The sequence below is a fragment of the Umezawaea beigongshangensis genome, assembly GCF_016464305.1.
GTDB classification, from domain to species: Bacteria; Actinomycetota; Actinomycetes; order Mycobacteriales; family Pseudonocardiaceae; genus Umezawaea_A; species Umezawaea_A beigongshangensis.
Genome location: NZ_JAEIOJ010000003.1, coordinates 13,055 through 28,903, shown reverse-complemented (window position 1 = coordinate 28,903; position 15,849 = coordinate 13,055). Strand labels below are relative to the sequence as shown.

15 protein-coding genes are annotated in these 15,849 nt (G+C 73.3%); 12 read left to right on the top strand and 3 right to left on the bottom strand.

All coding sequences use genetic code 11. The features are described from left to right. The first annotated feature begins 167 nt into the window (after window positions 1-167). The 3 genes from IMZ35_RS08270 (at window position 168) to IMZ35_RS08260 (ending at window position 4,141) form a co-directional block, all read left to right on the top strand. Window positions 168-2,333 (top strand): putative bifunctional diguanylate cyclase/phosphodiesterase, encoded by a 2,166-nt coding sequence (locus IMZ35_RS08270; RefSeq protein WP_199440402.1) that lies wholly within the window; start codon window positions 168-170, stop codon window positions 2,331-2,333. Between the two features lie 8 nt (window positions 2,334-2,341). Further along, window positions 2,342-3,076, top strand: coding sequence for an alpha/beta fold hydrolase (locus tag IMZ35_RS08265; RefSeq protein WP_199440401.1), 735 nt, complete (start codon window positions 2,342-2,344; stop codon window positions 3,074-3,076). A gap of 117 nt (window positions 3,077-3,193) precedes the next feature. Then, a complete protein-coding gene (locus IMZ35_RS08260; RefSeq protein WP_199440400.1) occupies window positions 3,194-4,141 on the top strand; it encodes a hypothetical protein in 948 nt (315 codons plus the stop codon). A 67-nt stretch (window positions 4,142-4,208) separates the two neighbouring features. On the opposite strand, the gene IMZ35_RS08255 is transcribed toward IMZ35_RS08260, so the two are convergent. Next, window positions 4,209-5,243 carry a glucose 1-dehydrogenase gene (locus IMZ35_RS08255; protein ID WP_199440399.1) on the bottom strand — a complete coding sequence of 345 codons (1,035 nt, stop codon included), beginning with the start codon at window positions 5,241-5,243 and terminating at the stop codon, window positions 4,209-4,211. 195 nt (window positions 5,244-5,438) lie between these two features. On the opposite strand from IMZ35_RS08255, the gene IMZ35_RS08250 reads away from it, so the two are divergent. The 5 genes from IMZ35_RS08250 to IMZ35_RS08230 all read left to right on the top strand — a co-directional run bounded on the left by IMZ35_RS08250 (window position 5,439) and on the right by IMZ35_RS08230 (window position 9,285). Then, entirely contained in the window at window positions 5,439-6,038 is a 600-nt protein-coding gene (locus IMZ35_RS08250; RefSeq protein ID WP_199440398.1) for a DUF3558 domain-containing protein, read from the top strand. Between the two features lie 112 nt (window positions 6,039-6,150). Then, window positions 6,151-6,528 (top strand): hypothetical protein, encoded by a 378-nt coding sequence (locus IMZ35_RS08245; protein WP_199440397.1) that lies wholly within the window; start codon window positions 6,151-6,153, stop codon window positions 6,526-6,528. 59 nt (window positions 6,529-6,587) lie between these two features. Further along, entirely contained in the window at window positions 6,588-8,006 is a 1,419-nt protein-coding gene (locus IMZ35_RS31315) for a PPE domain-containing protein (RefSeq protein ID WP_199440396.1), read from the top strand. A 2-nt stretch (window positions 8,007-8,008) separates the two neighbouring features. Next, window positions 8,009-8,815, top strand: coding sequence for an ESX secretion-associated protein EspG (locus IMZ35_RS08235; protein ID WP_199440395.1), 807 nt, complete (start codon window positions 8,009-8,011; stop codon window positions 8,813-8,815). Between the two features lie 92 nt (window positions 8,816-8,907). Further along, a complete protein-coding gene (locus IMZ35_RS08230; RefSeq protein WP_199440394.1) occupies window positions 8,908-9,285 on the top strand; it encodes a sterol carrier family protein in 378 nt (125 codons plus the stop codon). Between the two features lie 242 nt (window positions 9,286-9,527). Here IMZ35_RS08230 and IMZ35_RS08225 read toward each other — a convergent pair whose 3' ends face one another. Continuing rightward, window positions 9,528-11,504 (bottom strand): alpha/beta hydrolase, encoded by a 1,977-nt coding sequence (locus IMZ35_RS08225; protein ID WP_199440393.1) that lies wholly within the window; start codon window positions 11,502-11,504, stop codon window positions 9,528-9,530. Beyond that, window positions 11,501-11,830, bottom strand: coding sequence for a type VII secretion target (locus tag IMZ35_RS08220; RefSeq protein WP_307867859.1), 330 nt, complete (start codon window positions 11,828-11,830; stop codon window positions 11,501-11,503). The genes IMZ35_RS08225 and IMZ35_RS08220 overlap by 4 nt, the downstream gene beginning before the upstream one ends. A gap of 134 nt (window positions 11,831-11,964) precedes the next feature. Between IMZ35_RS08220 and IMZ35_RS08215 the strand changes: the two genes are divergently transcribed. From IMZ35_RS08215 to purM, 4 genes are all read left to right on the top strand, one after another. Then, window positions 11,965-12,696: a maleylpyruvate isomerase N-terminal domain-containing protein gene (locus IMZ35_RS08215; protein ID WP_199440392.1), complete on the top strand. Its 732-nt coding sequence runs from the start codon at window positions 11,965-11,967 to the stop codon at window positions 12,694-12,696. Beyond that, window positions 12,696-13,022 carry a hypothetical protein gene (locus IMZ35_RS08210; protein WP_199440391.1) on the top strand — a complete coding sequence of 109 codons (327 nt, stop codon included), beginning with the start codon at window positions 12,696-12,698 and terminating at the stop codon, window positions 13,020-13,022. The genes IMZ35_RS08215 and IMZ35_RS08210 overlap by 1 nt, the downstream gene beginning before the upstream one ends. A 114-nt stretch (window positions 13,023-13,136) precedes the next feature. Beyond that, window positions 13,137-14,672, top strand: a complete 1,536-nt coding sequence (gene purF / locus IMZ35_RS08205) for an amidophosphoribosyltransferase (protein WP_199440390.1) — start codon at window positions 13,137-13,139, stop codon at window positions 14,670-14,672. Between the two features lie 33 nt (window positions 14,673-14,705). Further along, window positions 14,706-15,785 (top strand): phosphoribosylformylglycinamidine cyclo-ligase, encoded by a 1,080-nt coding sequence (gene purM, locus IMZ35_RS08200; protein ID WP_438816838.1) that lies wholly within the window; start codon window positions 14,706-14,708, stop codon window positions 15,783-15,785. Window positions 15,786-15,849: the final 64 nt, after the last annotated feature.

Sequence of the window (15,849 nt, the reverse complement as noted above, 5' to 3'; positions counted from 1 at the left end):
ACCGGCAGGGGTGAGGGTGTGGAACGACCCGACCGGACCCGGTGTCCGCGCCTGCGAACCGCACGTCTCGGCGGTGGCGTCCGGCTCGGTGTTGTCCACTCCCGTGTTGTCGACTGCGAGCAGCAACCGCCCGTATCCTCTCGGTTCGTGGCGTTAGGCCGAAGACCATGACGGAACGGGTTGACCACCGGGTGCCCAGAAGCCGATCGAAGCTGGCTCCCACCGTGCTGGTGGGAGCGGAGGCGTTCGCCCGCACGTGGGCGACCGCGGTCATCGGCAGCAGCTACGTGCCCATGACGCGGGCGGAGGTCGCCGCCCACCTGACCGGACTGACCGAGGTCCTCGTCGAAGCGCTGCACGCCAACCCGTTCTGCGCGCGACCCGGCCACGACGTCGGCACGCGGCTCGTGGACGCCCACTTCACCGGCACCGACACGCTCGGCCGGACCGTGCAGCTCCTCGGCGACGAGCTGCTGGGCGAGCTGGGCATCACCGCCGACGAGCGGATGCGCTCGCGGCTCGCGGCGCTCCAGGGCTCCCTGTCCGCCGGGTACGCCCGCGCGCTGCGGGAACGCACCCTCGCCGAGCAGGAGGCCATCCGCGCCGCCGTGCTCGACGCGCGCGACCAGGCCGAGACGGCGCTGCGGGCCAGCGAGGCGCGGTTCCGCGCCATGTTCACCGAGGCGGCCATCGGCATCGGCATCGCCGACGTCGACGGACGCATCCTCGACGTGAACCAGGCGTTCGTGGACATGCTGGGCCACAGCGTCGAGGAGATGCGCGACCGCAACGTGCGCGACATGATGCACCCGGAGGACGCCGGGGTCGTGTGGCGGCTGTACGACCAGCTCATCGCGGGGGAGCTGGACCACTACCGGGCGGAGAAGCGGTTCAACCGCGCCGACGGCGGGCAGGTGTGGACGCACCTGACGCTGTCGCTGGTCCGCGGCGACGACGGCGTGCCGCTCTACCAGGTCGCGATGGTCGAGGACGTCACCGACCGGCACATGCTGCAGAACCGGCTGCGCTACCAGGCGCTGCACGACCCGCTGACCGGCCTGCCGAACCGCGCGCTGTTCCTGGAGCGCCTCGGCCGGGTGTTCAACCAGCGGGAGCCGGAGCTGCGCGCCGGGTTGTGCTACCTGGACCTGGACGGCTTCAAGGTCATCAACGACAGCCTGGGCCACCACGTCGGCGACCAGCTCCTCGTGGAGGTCGGCCGGCGGCTGGACCGCTCCGTCTCCGGCGGCGGCAAGCTCGTCGCGCGGATGGGCGGCGACGAGTTCGTCATCCTGGTCGAGGGCTCGCGGGGCACGCAGGACATCGTGGACGTGGCCGCGCGGGTGCTGCGCGAGCTGGAACAGCCGATCCGCATCGGCGGCCACGAGCTGACCGTGTCGGCGAGCATCGGCATCGTCGAGCGCGCGCTGGCCGGCACGAACGCCGCCGACCTGATGCGCGACGCCGACATCACCCTGTACTGGGCCAAGGCCGACGGCAAGAGCCGCTGGGCGCTGTACGACCCGGACCGCAACGCCCGCGAGGTCGCCCGCTTCACCCTGTCGGCGACGATGCCCGCCGCGCTGGAGCGCAACGAGTTCTACGTGGACTACCAGCCGCTGGTGCGCCTGGAGGACGGCCACGTCAAGGGCGTCGAGGCGCTGGTGCGCTGGCAGCACCCCGAGTTCGGCCGCCTCGCGCCGGACCACTTCATCGAGCTGGCCGAGGAGACCGGCCTGATCGTGTCGCTGGGACGCTGGGTGCTGCACCAGGCGTGCGTGCAGGCCCGCCGCTGGCTGGTCGAGTTCGGCGACTCCGCGCCGTTCGTGTCCGTCAACCTGGCGGTGCGCCAGTCGCGCGACCCCGAGCTGGTCCGCGACGTGAAGCGCATCCTCGACGAGTGCGCGGTGCCGCCGCACCTGCTCCAGCTGGAGCTGACCGAGAGCGCCATCATGGGCACCGCGGACGAGCCGCTGGAGGCGCTGCGGGCGCTGTCGGACATGGGCGTGCGCATCGCCATCGACGACTTCGGCACCGGCTACTCGAACCTCGCCTACCTCAAGCACCTGCCGGTGCACGAGCTGAAGATCGCGGGCTCCTTCATGGAGGGGCTGCGCGCGGCCGACGAGGAGGACCCCGTCGACGCGCAGATCGTCGCGACCCTCGTGCAGCTCGCGCACGCGCTGCGGCTCGGCGTGACCGCGGAGGGCGTGGAGACGCCGGCGCAGGCCAAGCGGCTGCACCGGATCGGTTGCGACACCGGGCAGGGCTGGTTCTTCGCCCGGCCCGGACCTCCCGAGGAGATCGACAGGTTGCTGCGCGGCGAACTGTAGGAGGGGCTGTGACGGCGGTGTTCGTCCACGGCGTGCCGGAGACGGGCGCTCTCTGGAACTCGCTGCGGTCCTGGCTGCGCGTGCCGTCGATCGCACTGGACCTGCCCGGCTTCGGCGCACCGCGACCGGAGGGCTTCGGGGCGACGAAGGACGACTACGCCGAGTGGCTCGCCGGTGAGCTGCGCCGGATCGGCGAGCCGGTCGACCTGGTGGGGCACGACTGGGGCGCCGCACTGGTCGGACGCGTGGCGACCGCGTACGACGTGCCGCTGCGGAGCTGGGCGGTGGACCTCGTCGAGGGAGCCCACGAGGACTACGCGTGGCACGACCTCGCGCGGGTGTGGCAGACACCGGGGGACGGCGAGCGCCAGGTCGCCGCGACGCTCGCCGACGGCGCCGGGCTGGTCGAGAGCACGACGGGTCTCGGCATGCGCCGGGCCGACGCCGAGGTGCTGCGCTCGGCGTACTCCGAGACGATGGGCCGCTCGATCCTGGACCTCTACCGCTCGGCCCTGCCGAACGTCGCGGCGGACTGGGGCGACGGGTTCACCCGCCCCACCGCGGCCCCCGGCCTGATCGTCCTCGCGGGTGGCGACCCGTTCGGCGACCCGCCGAGGTCGCGCGAGCTGGCGGCGCGGCTGGGCGCGCGCACCGCGGAGCTGCCCGGCCTGGGCCACTGGTGGATGTCGGAGGACCCCGGAGCCGGGGCCGACCTGCTCCAGCGCTTCTGGTCGTCGCTCTGACCTGCGCGTTCGGTCGCGCGAAAAAATTCTCGAACTCCGCTGAACCGTCGGCGTGCGCCCCGCGTGTACCTGCTGACCGGATCGACAAGAGATCCCAGCAGGTTGTGGAGAGAATCAATGTTTCGCAAGAGCGTCGTGACCCTCGCTGCCCTCGTGGCCGCCGGAACAGCGTTGTTGTCCGCTTGTGGAGGCAGCGTCGACGGCAGTTCTTCGGCAGCTCCGCAGGCAAGTGAATCGGTTTCTTCGGGAATCGACGAGAACACCCTGAACCTGCTCACCGGAACGGCCGAGGAGAACAACGCGGAGAAGGGGACCGGCGACTGGGTCACCGGCGTCGAGGGCCTGAGGGGCGGCAGCAAGCAGGGGGCCGCGCAGAAGTGGGTGCAGCTCTCGGCGGGCAGCGCCGGCGCGCTGAACCCGGTCGTCGTGAACGGTTCCGGCCTCACGCTCTACCGCTTCGACAACGACACCGCGTCGCCCTCGAAGTCCACCTGCAACGGCGACTGCGCGAAGAAGTGGCCGCCGGTCACCGTCGCCCCCGGCAGCAAGGTCTTCTTCACCGGCCTGAAGAAGGCCGACCTCGGCGTGGTCAAGCGCGACGACGGTGACCTCCAGGTCACCGTCAAGGGCTGGCCCGTCTACCGCTTCGCGCAGGACCAGAAGGCGGGCGACACCCTCGGTCAGGGCGTGGGCGGCACGTGGTTCGGCGTGACCCCGGACGGGCAGAAGGCCGGTGGCGGCGCGGACGACGACGACAGCGCGAACGCCCCCGCGCCCACGACTCCCGCGCCCACGACCCCCGCGCCGGCCGGCGCCAGGGGCAGCGCCCTGCTGTTCGACGACGCGGGCACGTTCAGCGAGAGCAACGCCTCCCAGGGCCTGTCCGGCGTCGGCTGCCAGAACGCCGGGCGCGACGACGTCGCCTCGGCGATCCGGCCCACCGGTCCGGTGAAGATCTGGTCGGAGAAGGACTGCAAGGGCAAGTCCCTCGTCGTCACGGAGGACATCATCGACCTCCGCACCGTCGGATTCGACAACACCATCTCGTCGGTCTTCTTCGGCTGAGCCTCTCGCTCCACCGAATTCGCGAGCCTTCCGGTTCGCGAATTCGGCGTTTTCGGTGTCGTTTCTTTCACGCCGTCAGGTCGACGACCACCTTCACGTCGTCGGAGCTGCGGTCGAACGCCTCGGTGAACCGGCTCAGCGGGACCCGCCGGGTGATCAGCCCGTTCAGCCACCGCGGGTCCGCCGCCGCCAGCGCCGCCGCCGCGGCCTCGTAGTGGCGCAGGCTCGCGTTGACGCTGCCCACGACGGCGCGGTTGCCCAGCACGATCGAGTCCAGCAGCGCGCCGCTCTCGAACTCCACCCGCCCCGGGTCGCCGGTGATCCCGGCGAGGACCGTCACCGACGCCCGCCCCGCCACGTCCAGCACCAGCTCCGGCACGCCCGTGCACTCGATCGCCACGTCGACGTCCTCGTCCAGGTCGTCCGGCGAGGAGTGGTAGGTCGCGCCCAGAGCGCGCACCAGGTCGGGTTTGGCGCCCGAGGTCGCGCGGTCCAGCACGTGCACGTCCATCCCGCGCTGCACGGCCAGCAGGGCGGCGAGCAGTCCGATCGGTCCCGCGCCGGTGATCAGCGCGCTGCGCATCTCCAGGTGCGCCCGCCGCCCGATCAGCTCGGCCTGCTCCCACGCCTTCGCCACCACCGACGCCGGTTCGGTCAGCACGCCCGCGTCGCCCAGCGCCGGGTCCAGCTTGATCGCGAACGCCGCCGGCACCGTCCACCTCGTCGAGCCGTAGCCGTCCAGGCCCTCGATGCCGCGCTCGGTGTAGCGGCCGTTGTGGCAGTAGTCCCAGTCGCCGGCGGCGCACGCCCGGCACGGCTCGGGGTCCGGCCGCCGCACCACGCCCACCACCAGGTCGCCCTCCGCGAAGCCGCTGTCCGGCGGCGCGGACACCACCCGCCCGAGCGATTCGTGGAACAGCACCAGCTCGTCGCGCCCGTCCGGCGGGGTGCCGAAGCCGTCCCGCACGATCTCGACGTCCGTTCCGCAGACTCCGACGAGCAGCCCGTCCACGAGCAGCTCACCCGCGCCCGCCTCCGGATCGGGGACCTCGGCCACCCCGGCCCGCTCCGGCTCTCCCGGTACGACCAGCGCCGCCCTCACACCGCACCTCCACGATCTGTCACGGCACGAGGCTACGGTCGGGGCGGCCCTCCCGCAGCTCGCGCGGAGAGCGCCGGTCCGTCCGGAGTGGACGGTCGGCCGACGTGCTCGCCGGTGGTGCGCCGCGCGACGTGGTGATCGCCACGATCCGCGATGTGCCGGTCGACCACCCGGCCTCTTCGCTACCGTGCCGACATGCGGAACTCCTGGAACCGGACGGCCGTGCTGCTCGCCGCCGCGGCCGTTCCCGTCCTCGTGCTCGCCGGCTGCTCGGAGTCCACCGCCGGCAGCGCGACCGGGGTCGCGACCAGCGCCCCGCAGAAGTCCTCGGGGACCGCCGCGCCCAGTTCCAGCGCCGCCGTCTCTCGCCCGCGGACGTTCGACATGGCGGCCGTGACCGACCCGTGCCTGCTGGTCCCGGAGGCGATCCGCACGCGGTTCGGCCTGGGGGGCGACGGGATTCCGGGGGAGAGCAGCGTGTTTCCCGGTTCGAAGACGTGCGGCTTCTCCAGCCACGAGGGCGACTGGAGCATCAGGGTCGGCGCCGTGCCCGACGGCACCGGTGACTTCTACCGGGAGACCGGCGAGGTCGAGGAGGTGCGGGTCGCGGACTTCCCGGCCGTCGTCGCTCCCGACACCAGGGTCGTCGACACCTGCTACCTCGGCGTCGACGTCGACGACGGCCAGCTGCTCGACCTCATCAGCTCCAGCCGCAAGGGCGTGCCGATGGACGAGCTGTGCGCGCGGGCGAAGACCGTGGCCGAGGCCGCCGTCGGAGTCCTCGCAGGTGGGTGACCTCTCCCCGAGAGCGGGGATTCTGGTGGAACCGTCCCGGCCTGTCACGCATCAGAGTTAAAGTCGTCCCCAATGCACTCACTGGGGATGTGCATCGAGGAGGGTTCACGTCGTGTTCATCGCGGATGGGGGCGGCGGCTCGGCCAACCCGCTGCCGAGCTACAGCGGAAGCACGCAGACGCTGCGGGTCGAGCCGGAGGCGATTCCCGAGGTCAGGCGGGTCTTCGTCGAGGCGCGCGACAAGCTCAAGGACAAGCTTGACGAGGCGAACCAGGCCCTGAGGGCCCGGAACTGGGCGGCCGACCCGGTCAGCAGGGACACCGCGGAGAAGTTCAACCAGGACACCTTCGAGGCCGGTGAGCAGGCGGCCGTCGCCGCGCTGACCGGTTACCTGGAGGAACTGGACAAGGTCATCTCCCAGCTCGACGTGATCGACGCCGGGTACCGGGGTCTGGACACCGGCGGTGCTTCCCTCGTGAAGCGCGCCTGACCGACCCGCACCCGACCGCCGATCCACCGAACTCCACGCACCCGAGGGGGGCGAGCACGATGGGCGACTACCGCTGGCGCGGTTACACCCACGAAGAGCTGCACAAGATGATCAACTCCGGGCCCGGCTCCGCCGCGTCCCGGCCACTGGTCGACCAGTGGGGCAGCCTGTCCGACGTCCTGGAGGACATCGACCGGTCCATCCACAAGGGCCTGGAGAAGGTCGGCGCGAAGTGGGAGGGCCAGGCCGCCGAGGGCGCGCAGAGCTCGCTGTCCGCGCTCGGCCAGTGGGCGGCCGACGCCCAGCAGGGCTCCGACACGATGAAGACCTCGGCCCAGCTCCAGGGCGAGTACATCTCCGACGCCCGCAAGGAGATGCCCGAGCCGTTGCGGGTCACCACCGAGGCGCCCGGTGTCGGCGACTACGCGCTCGGCGCGCTGGGCGGCGCGTTCGGCATCACCCACGTCGTGCAGCAGCAGGCGGACCACGAGGCCCAGGAAGCGGCGCAGGACAACGCCGAGCACAAGGCCGTCGAGGTCATGAACAACTACGAGTCCAGCAGCGAGTGGAACCGCACCACGCTCGGCGAGTTCGTCCCGTCGCCGTCGGTCGTGGTCGAGTCGCCGATGCCGCAGGGCCTCGGCGATCCCGGCACGGGCACCGGCACCGGCCGCGACGGCGCGGTCGACGTGCCGACGCAGACCGGCGACACCACCGGTTCGAAGCCCACCTGGACCCCGCCGCCCGGCGGCCCGCCCGCCACGCCCCCGCCGCCCACCACCACTCCGCCCACCACGACCCCGCCGCCCACGACCACGGACCCCGGCGTCCAGGTGGACCGGGGTGAGGACGGCACCGACACGTCCGGCACGTCCGACGGCGACACGAACGTGAGCTGGACGCCGCCGCCCGCCACGACCCCGCCGCCGCCACCGCCGGTCACCGGCACCCCGCCGCCCGTCACGGGTGGCGGACTCCCGCCGGCGCCCCAGCCGCCGTCGCTGCCCCCGGTCCTGAACAGGCCGCAGGGCGCCCAGCCGCCCGCGGCGCGGCCCCCGTCGGCGCAGCCCGTGTCGACGCAGCCCGTGTCCGGGGTGCGCGGCCCGTCCGCCGCTCCCGCGACCAGGGGCGGCGGCGCCTCCGCGCCTCCCGGCTTCAGCCGTCCGGGCGCGAGCAGCATCCCGCCCATGCGGGGCACGCTCGACGGCCCCGCGCCCGGCGGCCGACCCGGTGTCGCCGGTGCGCCCCTCGCGGGCCCCGGTGCCGCTGCTGCCGGTGCCGGTGCGGGTGGTGCCGCTGGTCGCGGTGGCGCTGCCGGTGCGGCCGGTGCGGCCGGTGGCCCGACGGGCGCCGGTGGACGTGGCGGTCGGGGCGAGGAGGACGGCGAGCACAGGGCGGCGGACTACCTGGTCGAGACCGAGGACGTGTTCGGCGACGACCGGCTCGTGGCTCCGCCCGTGATCGGCGAGACCTCGTAGTCGTGACGATCTTCGGCGGCCCGGCGGAGAGGGAGCCCATCACCCTCTCCGCCGAGGAGTTCGACGTCGTGTGGGAGCGCCTCGGGTTCGAGCAGATGCCGCTCGTGCTCAAGGTGCCCTCGCCGGGGCGCACGTTCACCGAGCGCAGGGAGCTGGAGGACCGGGTCTGGCAGGCGCTGGAGCGCCGCGGCCTCGGCCGGCCCGTCGCCCTGCACCCCGAGCTCGACCACCTGCTCCGGCTGTTCCACCGGCCGGAGAAGGAGGTCGACGGGCGGGTCTGGATCGGTCGCAGCGTCCGCGTCCTCGCCGTCGCCCGCGGGGACGACGCGGCAGTCGGGACGCTGACCGGTGACCGGCTCACGTTCCGGCACACGACGTCCACGGGGCTCCCGTCGACGGTGCTGTCCGTGCTGCCCCCGCACCCGGCGGGCGCCGGGCACTCGGTGACGATGCCCAGCGACGACCTCGACGCGGCCATCAGGGCCTCGGACAACTCGCCCAAGGGGCTCAGGGCCGCACTGCGCGAGCGCGGCCTGCGCGAGCAGGACGCGACGACGCTGGTGGAGATGTTCACCGGCCTCAAGCACACCGGGAACTTCGGCGCCGCGGCCCGCGACAAGTACGGCAAGCGGTGGCGGCCGGACCGCGTGGTGGCCTTCTTCGACACCGAGGAGGGCCGCTTCCTCCAGCAGCGCCGCGCCACCGCCGGCAGCCCGGCGTGGAGCACGTTCAGCCCCACCGACCTGCGCCGCCTGACCCACCAGGTGGACGAACTCCTGACCGAGGCGCTCCGCACCGCCGCCGACTAGCCCGAGTTGAGCGTTCAGGCACCCCGAGTTGAGCGTTCAAGCACCCCGAGTTGAGCGTTCGCGACGCCCTGGCGTGCCGTTAGGCTGGCCGGGTGCCTGCCAGGGGGGTCGATCCGCGCGAGCTGCGTGCCGCCGTGGAGGCCGTGCTGCCCTGGCTGAGGGGCGAGGCCGAGCGTCCGGAGCGGCCCGTGCTGGCCGCCGCGGTGCGGCTCAGCCTGCGCACGCTGGAGCAGATCGCGCCCGGCCGCAGCGTCGAGGTGCGCGTGCCGCCGTTCGCGGCCGTCCAGTGCGTCGCCGGTCCCCGGCACACCAGGGGCACTCCGCCGAACGTCGTGGAGACCGACCCCCGCACGTGGCTGGAACTCGCCACCGGAGCGCTCGGCTGGCCCGAGGCGCTGGACGGCGCGCGGGTCACCGCGTCCGGGAGCAGGGCCGATCTGTCCGGCCTGCTGCCGGTGCTGCGTTTCTGACCAGCGCGAACGCTCCACTCGCGGTGCTCCAACGCTCAACTCGCGGTGCTCCAACGCTCAACTCGCGGGTTCCTCGCCCAGGACGAGCCGCTCTACCGCGGGTCTGCTGGTGGTGCTGGCGGCGGCCGTGGTGGGGCTGGGCGCGTGGGCCGTGCACCGCGCCCTGCGCCTGGCGTGAGCCGAACCGGTCGTGAGCGGCCGGGGACGACCGCTCACGACCGGTTCGTGGTGCCTGAACGCTGTCAGAACCAGGAGCCCACCGTGGTGTCCCAGAGGTCCTTGCCGCCCTCGACCACGTCCCGGCCCAGCTCCGCGGTGTTGCCCGCGGTGTCGACCACGACGTCCAGGGCGTCGCTGCCGACCTCCTTCGTGGTGTCCCACGCGTGCCCGGCCGCGCCGCCCCAGTCGCCGCGGCCGACGGAGTCGGCCACCCGGCCCGCGCCGGTCACGACGTCGCCGCCGGCGTCGTAGACCTCCTTCGCCGTGTTCGCGCCCCAGTCGAGCACCGGGCCGACGACCGGCAGGTGCGAGCCGGGCAGTTCGGTCGGCACGGGGCTGTCCGCCCAGTTCGGGGTGCTGACCGCGTGGCCGTCGCCGTTCGCGATCTTGGCGAGGTTCTCCACGGACTCGCTGCCCCGGTCGTAGTACTGCGAGTGCGCGTCGACCACGCCCTTCGAGTCGGGCGTGCCGAACACCGTGGCGCCGAACGAGCGGTCGTAGGGGCCGGTGGAGGAGCCGTCCTCGGTGAACCAGCTCTGGCTGGTGCCTTGCACGACCGGGTCGTGCTCGGTGGCACCCGCGTAGACGTGGCCCGGACCGGCGGAGAGCTGGTCGACGTTGGACGCGCCGACGCCGGGGGAGCCGACGAAGGCGATGTCGTCGGCCGCGAGGCCGTTCATGCCCGCGTGCCCGACGGTCGTGCTGCCGTAGCTGTGGCCGATCACGGTGACGTGCTGGTCGCCGGTGGCGGCGGCGCGGTAGCCGTCGACGTCGGCCACCAGGTTCGCGCCGCCCTCGCGGGCCTGCGCGGGGTCGTCCACCTCGCCGATGGCCCAGCCCGGCGCGTCGTAGCCGAGCCACTGGACCGTGGCGCTGCCCTCGGGGCCCATCGCCTCGCGCAGGTTGCCGGCCTGGCTCACCGAGAAGGAGTCCAGCGTCGAACCGGTGCCGGGCACGCACACGGCGAGGTTCCGCGCGGTGTCCGGATCGCCGTAGGCGATGGCGGTCGCGCCGTCGCCGCGCGGGCCGTACGGGTCCCACGCCAGAATCCGCACGTCCGGGCTGCCGTCGGGACGCAGCCAGCCCTGTTCGATCGCCAGCCTCTCGGCCTCGTCGACGCTCTTCTGCACGGCGAGCGCGTTGTCGGCCTTCGTGGCGGCGACCTGACGGTCCTCGTGCAGCCGCGCGTACTCGGGGTCGTTGAGCAGGGCGGTCAGGTCGTCGCCGTCGGCGGGGTCGAGCCCCAGTTCGGCGGCCCGCTCCCGCAACCGGGCGTCGAGCCGGTCGCGCTCACCCGCGAAGCGCTGGGCGTCGTCGGCGATCCGGGCGCGGTTGGCCTGGTCGAGCACTCCCGAGGGCAGGCCGCGCAGCTGCCCCAGCTCCTGGAAGCGGGTGCGCAGCAGCTCCTGCTGCTGCTCCGGAGCGAGCGACTTCCACCACGCGGCGACCTGCTTCGGGTCGGTGTTCGCGCCGGGCACGGTCACCGCGCCAGCGCGCTGCACGGCCCGCGTCCACGCCGCGTCGCCGCCGGCGACCTCCTGGAAGCCGGGCTTGATCGTGGCGAGCGCACCGGCGTAGGAGCGCAGCGCGCCCTCGTACCCGGTCCTCACCTTCTCCAGCGCCGTGTTGACCCGCTCCGCCAGCTCGCGGGTGCGCGCCTCGTCCAGGCCCGGCGGGCGGCTGCGCCACACCTCGACGGCCCGGTCGGCGCTGGCCCGCATCGTGCTGTAGGCGCGGGACGCGGCCTGCACGACGTCCACACCGGCGGCGAGCCGCTGGGCGGCGGCCGTGGCGGCCGTGGCGGACAGCTCGGCGCGCGTGCCGAACCTCGTCGCCGCCTCACCGGTCCACGACGACGTGGCGGTGGAGGCGCCCGTGCCGATGGAGGCGCCCGCGCGCTCCACCGCGCTGATCGCGCCGGTGATCGGGTCGGCCGCGGCGGCGACGCGCCCGGCGTCGCCCGCCGCGAGCTTGCCGTGGAGGATCTCGGGATCGATCACGCCGCACCTCCGCCGACGACACCGCGGATGCTCTGCCCGCCGCTGCTGTCCAGGCGCTCGTAGGCGTCGGCGCCGCTGATGAGGTTCTCGGCCGTGCCGCCGACCCAGACCGCGCCGCGGCGCAGGTCCTCCCCGTGCTCGCCGGTGAACCGCGCCAGCGCGTCGGCGAACTCCGCCGCCGCGTCCACCGCGCCGAGCGCGCTCGCGTCCAGCCGGAGCAGGGAGATCATCTCGGCGGCGTCGGACACCGCGTCCGACCCGCTGTGGAAGTCCTTCGCCGCGGCGCGCAACCGCTCGGGCTCGACGTCGAACACTTCGTCCCCCACTCCGGCCGAGGATCGGCCGCCACCGCGACGGCCACGACTGCGACGCGTCGGCGTCCTGCCCGGTTCCGCGCACGGACGGCGGGTTCGTGCGGCACGATGATCCGGACGTGGCAACCGGACGGAGGAGGCACCAGGTGTCCGCAGGGTGGACCGCGCAGCGCTGGACCGGGGTGTTCGCCGAGCAGTCGGCGATGTTCCGCGAGGCGGTCGGCACGGCCGATCCGGCCGCGCCGGTGCCGAACTGTCCCGGCTGGACGTTCACCGAGCTGACGCTGCACGTGGCGCGGTTCCTGGAGACGTCGCTGGAGCACCTGCGCACGGGCAGCCCGGTGCAGCTCGTGCCGCCTCCGGCGCCGGTGGGCGTCGTGCCGCTGTCCTACCTGGACGCCCAGCTCGCCGCGGCGGCCGAGGTGCTGCCCGCCGTTGCGGGCAACCGGCCGGTGTGGACGTTCTCGCCCGCCGCGCCGGACCTCGCGAAGGTGTGGCACCGGCGCATCGCCCACGAGCTGACCCTGCGCCGCTTCGACGCGCAGGCCGCGCTGCGCACCCTCGTGCCGACCGACGCCGACCAGGCCGTCGACGGGATCGACGAGGCGCTGGGCACGCTGCTCGCCGCCCGGTGGACGACCGACTCCCCGCCCGACGTCACCGGCACGGCCGTCGTGCGCTGCACCGACGTGCCCGAGTCGTGGTTCGTGGCGCTCGCGCCGGGCTCCGTGCCCGAGATCCGCGCCGCCGCTCCCGGTGAGCAGGCCGACCTGGTGGTGCGGGGGCAGGCGCAGATCCTCTTCTACGGGCTGTGGGGGAGGGTGGAGCTGCCCGCCGAGGGGGACGCCGCCGTCCGTCGCGCGCTCCGGCTCGCGTGATGCGCGCGGTGGCGGCGGTCCTGGTGGCCGCGGCGATCCTCACGGCCTGCTCCTCCCACCACGAGGAGGACGTGCGCTTCACCGTCACCCGCATCTCCCCGCCGGGGGAGTCGATGGGGAAGCCGGTTCAGGCCCACGTGGTCATGGACGTCGCCCAGGACGAGAACGGGCTGGGGCTGATGTCCCCGGAGGGCGCGGACCTCGACCAGTTCCCCGAGGGGACCGCGGTCGGCGACACGGTCGTGTGCACCGTCACCAAGACGGACGACAACGGGTTCGACGGCGTCGACCCGAAGACGACGATCGGTCCCTGCCGCCGCCCGTGAGAGGCGGTCAGCAGTGCGTTTCGTCACGTCCGGCGGGGGTTCGAGGGGGTACCCACCCCCCTCCTCCACATACACTCGGCGTGAAGCCCCACCCCCGTCACGAGGGAGTCGTCGGTGGTAGCCGACCAGTCAGTCGCTGGATCCGGACAGCTCGTTTCCGAAGAGCCCGAGAACGATCCCCGCGAGGAGTGTGGCGTCTTCGGCGTCTGGGCTCCTGGCGAGGAGGTCGCCAAGCTGTCCTACTACGGGCTCTACGCCCTCCAGCACCGCGGTCAGGAGGCGGCCGGCATCTCCGTCGGCGACGGCAGCCAGGTCGTCGTCTTCAAGGACCTCGGGCTCGTCAGCCAGGTCTTCGACGAGCAGGTGCTCTCGTCGCTGCGCGGCCACGTCGCCGTCGGGCACTGCCGCTACTCCACGACCGGCTCCACCACGTGGGAGAACGCGCAGCCGACGTTCCGCACGACGGCCGCCGGTTCCGGGCTGTCGCTCGGCCACAACGGCAACCTGGTCAACACGGCCGAGCTGCTGGAGCAGGCCCGCGAGGCCGGGGTCGACATGCGCCACGGCGCGACGACCGACTCCGACCTGGTGTGCGGCCTGATCGCGGCCACCGCGGCCGACATCGGCATCGAGCAGGCCGCGATGAACCTGCTGCCGACGCTGCGCGGCGCGTTCTGCCTGGTGTTCTCCGACGAGTCCACCCTCTACGCGGCCCGCGACCCGCAGGGCGTGCGCCCGCTGGTGCTCGGTCGCCTGGAGCGCGGCTGGGTCGTCGCCAGCGAGACCGCGGCGCTGGACATCGTGGGCGCGTCGTTCGTCCGCGAGGTCGAGCCCGGCGAGCTGATCGCCATCGACGCCGACGGCCTGCGCTCCTCGCGGTTCGCCACGCCGGAGCCCAAGGGCTGCCTGTTCGAGTACGTCTACCTGGCGCGCCCCGACACCAGCATCGCCGGTCGCTCGGTGCACGCCACCCGCGTGGAGATCGGCCGCCGCCTGGCGATCGAGCACCCCGCCGAGGCCGACCTGGTGATCCCGGTGCCCGAGTCGGGCACCCCGGCCGCCATCGGCTACGCCCAGGCCTCCGGCATCCCCTACGGCTCCGGCCTGGTCAAGAACGCCTACGTGGGCCGCACGTTCATCCAGCCCTCGCAGACGATCCGCCAGCTCGGCATCCGCCTCAAGCTGAACCCGCTGCGCGACGTCATCCGCGGCAAGCGCCTCGTCGTCGTCGACGACTCGATCGTGCGCGGCAACACGCAGCGCGCGCTCGTGCGGATGCTGCGCGAGGCCGGCGCCCTGGAGGTGCACGTCCGCATCGCGTCGCCGCCGGTGAAGTGGCCGTGCTTCTACGGCATCGACTTCGCCTCCCGCGCGGAGCTCATCGCCAACGGCCTCGACATGGACGGCGTGCGCCGGTCCGTCGGCGCCGACTCGCTGGGCTACGTGTCGCTGGAGCAGCTGATCGCGGCGAGCGAGCAGCCGAAGACGCGGCTGTGCTCCGCGTGCTTCGACGGCGAGTACCCGATCCCGCTCCCGGAGGACGCGCTCATCGGCAAGCACCTGCTGGAGGGCGTCCGGGGCGTGGCGGGCTCGGCGGCTCCCGTCCTGCCGAGCGGGTACGGTGCCGAGGACGCTCTGCGTCGGCCCTGAAGCCAGATGTCCCCCCACGATGGAGCACGTTCCGTGACTGCCGAGACCGACAGCCCGAAGGCGACCTACGCCGCAGCTGGAGTAAGCATCGCCGCAGGTGACGAGGCGGTGGAGAAGCTCAAGCCGTGGGCGGCGAAGGCGACGCGGCCCGAGGTGCTCGGCGGCATCGGCGGCTTCGCCGGCCTCTTCCAGCTCAAGCTCGACCGCTGGAAGGAGCCGGTGCTCGCCTCCTCCACCGACGGCGTCGGCACCAAGATCGCCGTCGCCCAGGCGCTGGACAAGCACGACACCGTCGGCATCGACCTCGTCGCGATGGTCGTGGACGACCTCGTGGTGTGCGGCGCCGAGCCGCTGTTCCTCCAGGACTACATCGCGGTCGGCCGGGTCGTCCCGGACAGGATCGCGGCGCTGGTCAAGGGCATCGCCGAGGGCTGCGTGCTCGCGGGCTGCGCCCTGCTGGGCGGGGAGACCGCCGAGCACCCCGGCCTCATGGCCGACGGCGACTACGACATCTCCGGCACCGGCGTGGGCGTGGTCGAGGCGAGCGGGATGCTCGGTCCCGACCGCGTCCGCGACGGCGACGTCGTGATCGCGATGGGCTCCTCCGGCCTGCACTCCAACGGCTTCTCGCTGGCCAGGCACGTGCTGCTGGACATCGCGCGGATGCCGCTGGAGGGCCACGTCGAGGAGTTCGGCCGCACCCTCGGCGAGGAGATGCTGGAGCCGACCCGCATCTACGCCAAGGACTGCCTGGCGCTGGCGTCCGAGGCCGACGTGCGCACGTTCGCGCACATCACCGGCGGTGGTCTCGCGGCCAACCTGGCCCGCGTGCTGCCCGAGGGCCTGCGAGCCGACCTCGACCGCGGCACCTGGACGCCGGACCCCGTGTTCTCCCTGATCGCCCAGCGCGGCCGGGTCGAGCGCGCGGAGATGGAGAAGACGTTCAACATGGGCGTCGGCATGGTCGCGGTCGTCTCGCCCGACGAGGTCGACCGCGCGCTGGCCGTGCTCACCGCGCGGCACGTCCCGGCCTGGGTGCTGGGCGAGGTCAACCGGGCCGGCGACGCGAGCGCGCCGCGCGCCGTGCTCGCCGGAGACCACCCGCGCTTCTGATCTCCCCGGGGGCGACCTCCCCAGAGGCAACCTCCTCGGTCGCCGCGCCGTATCAAGCGGCGAC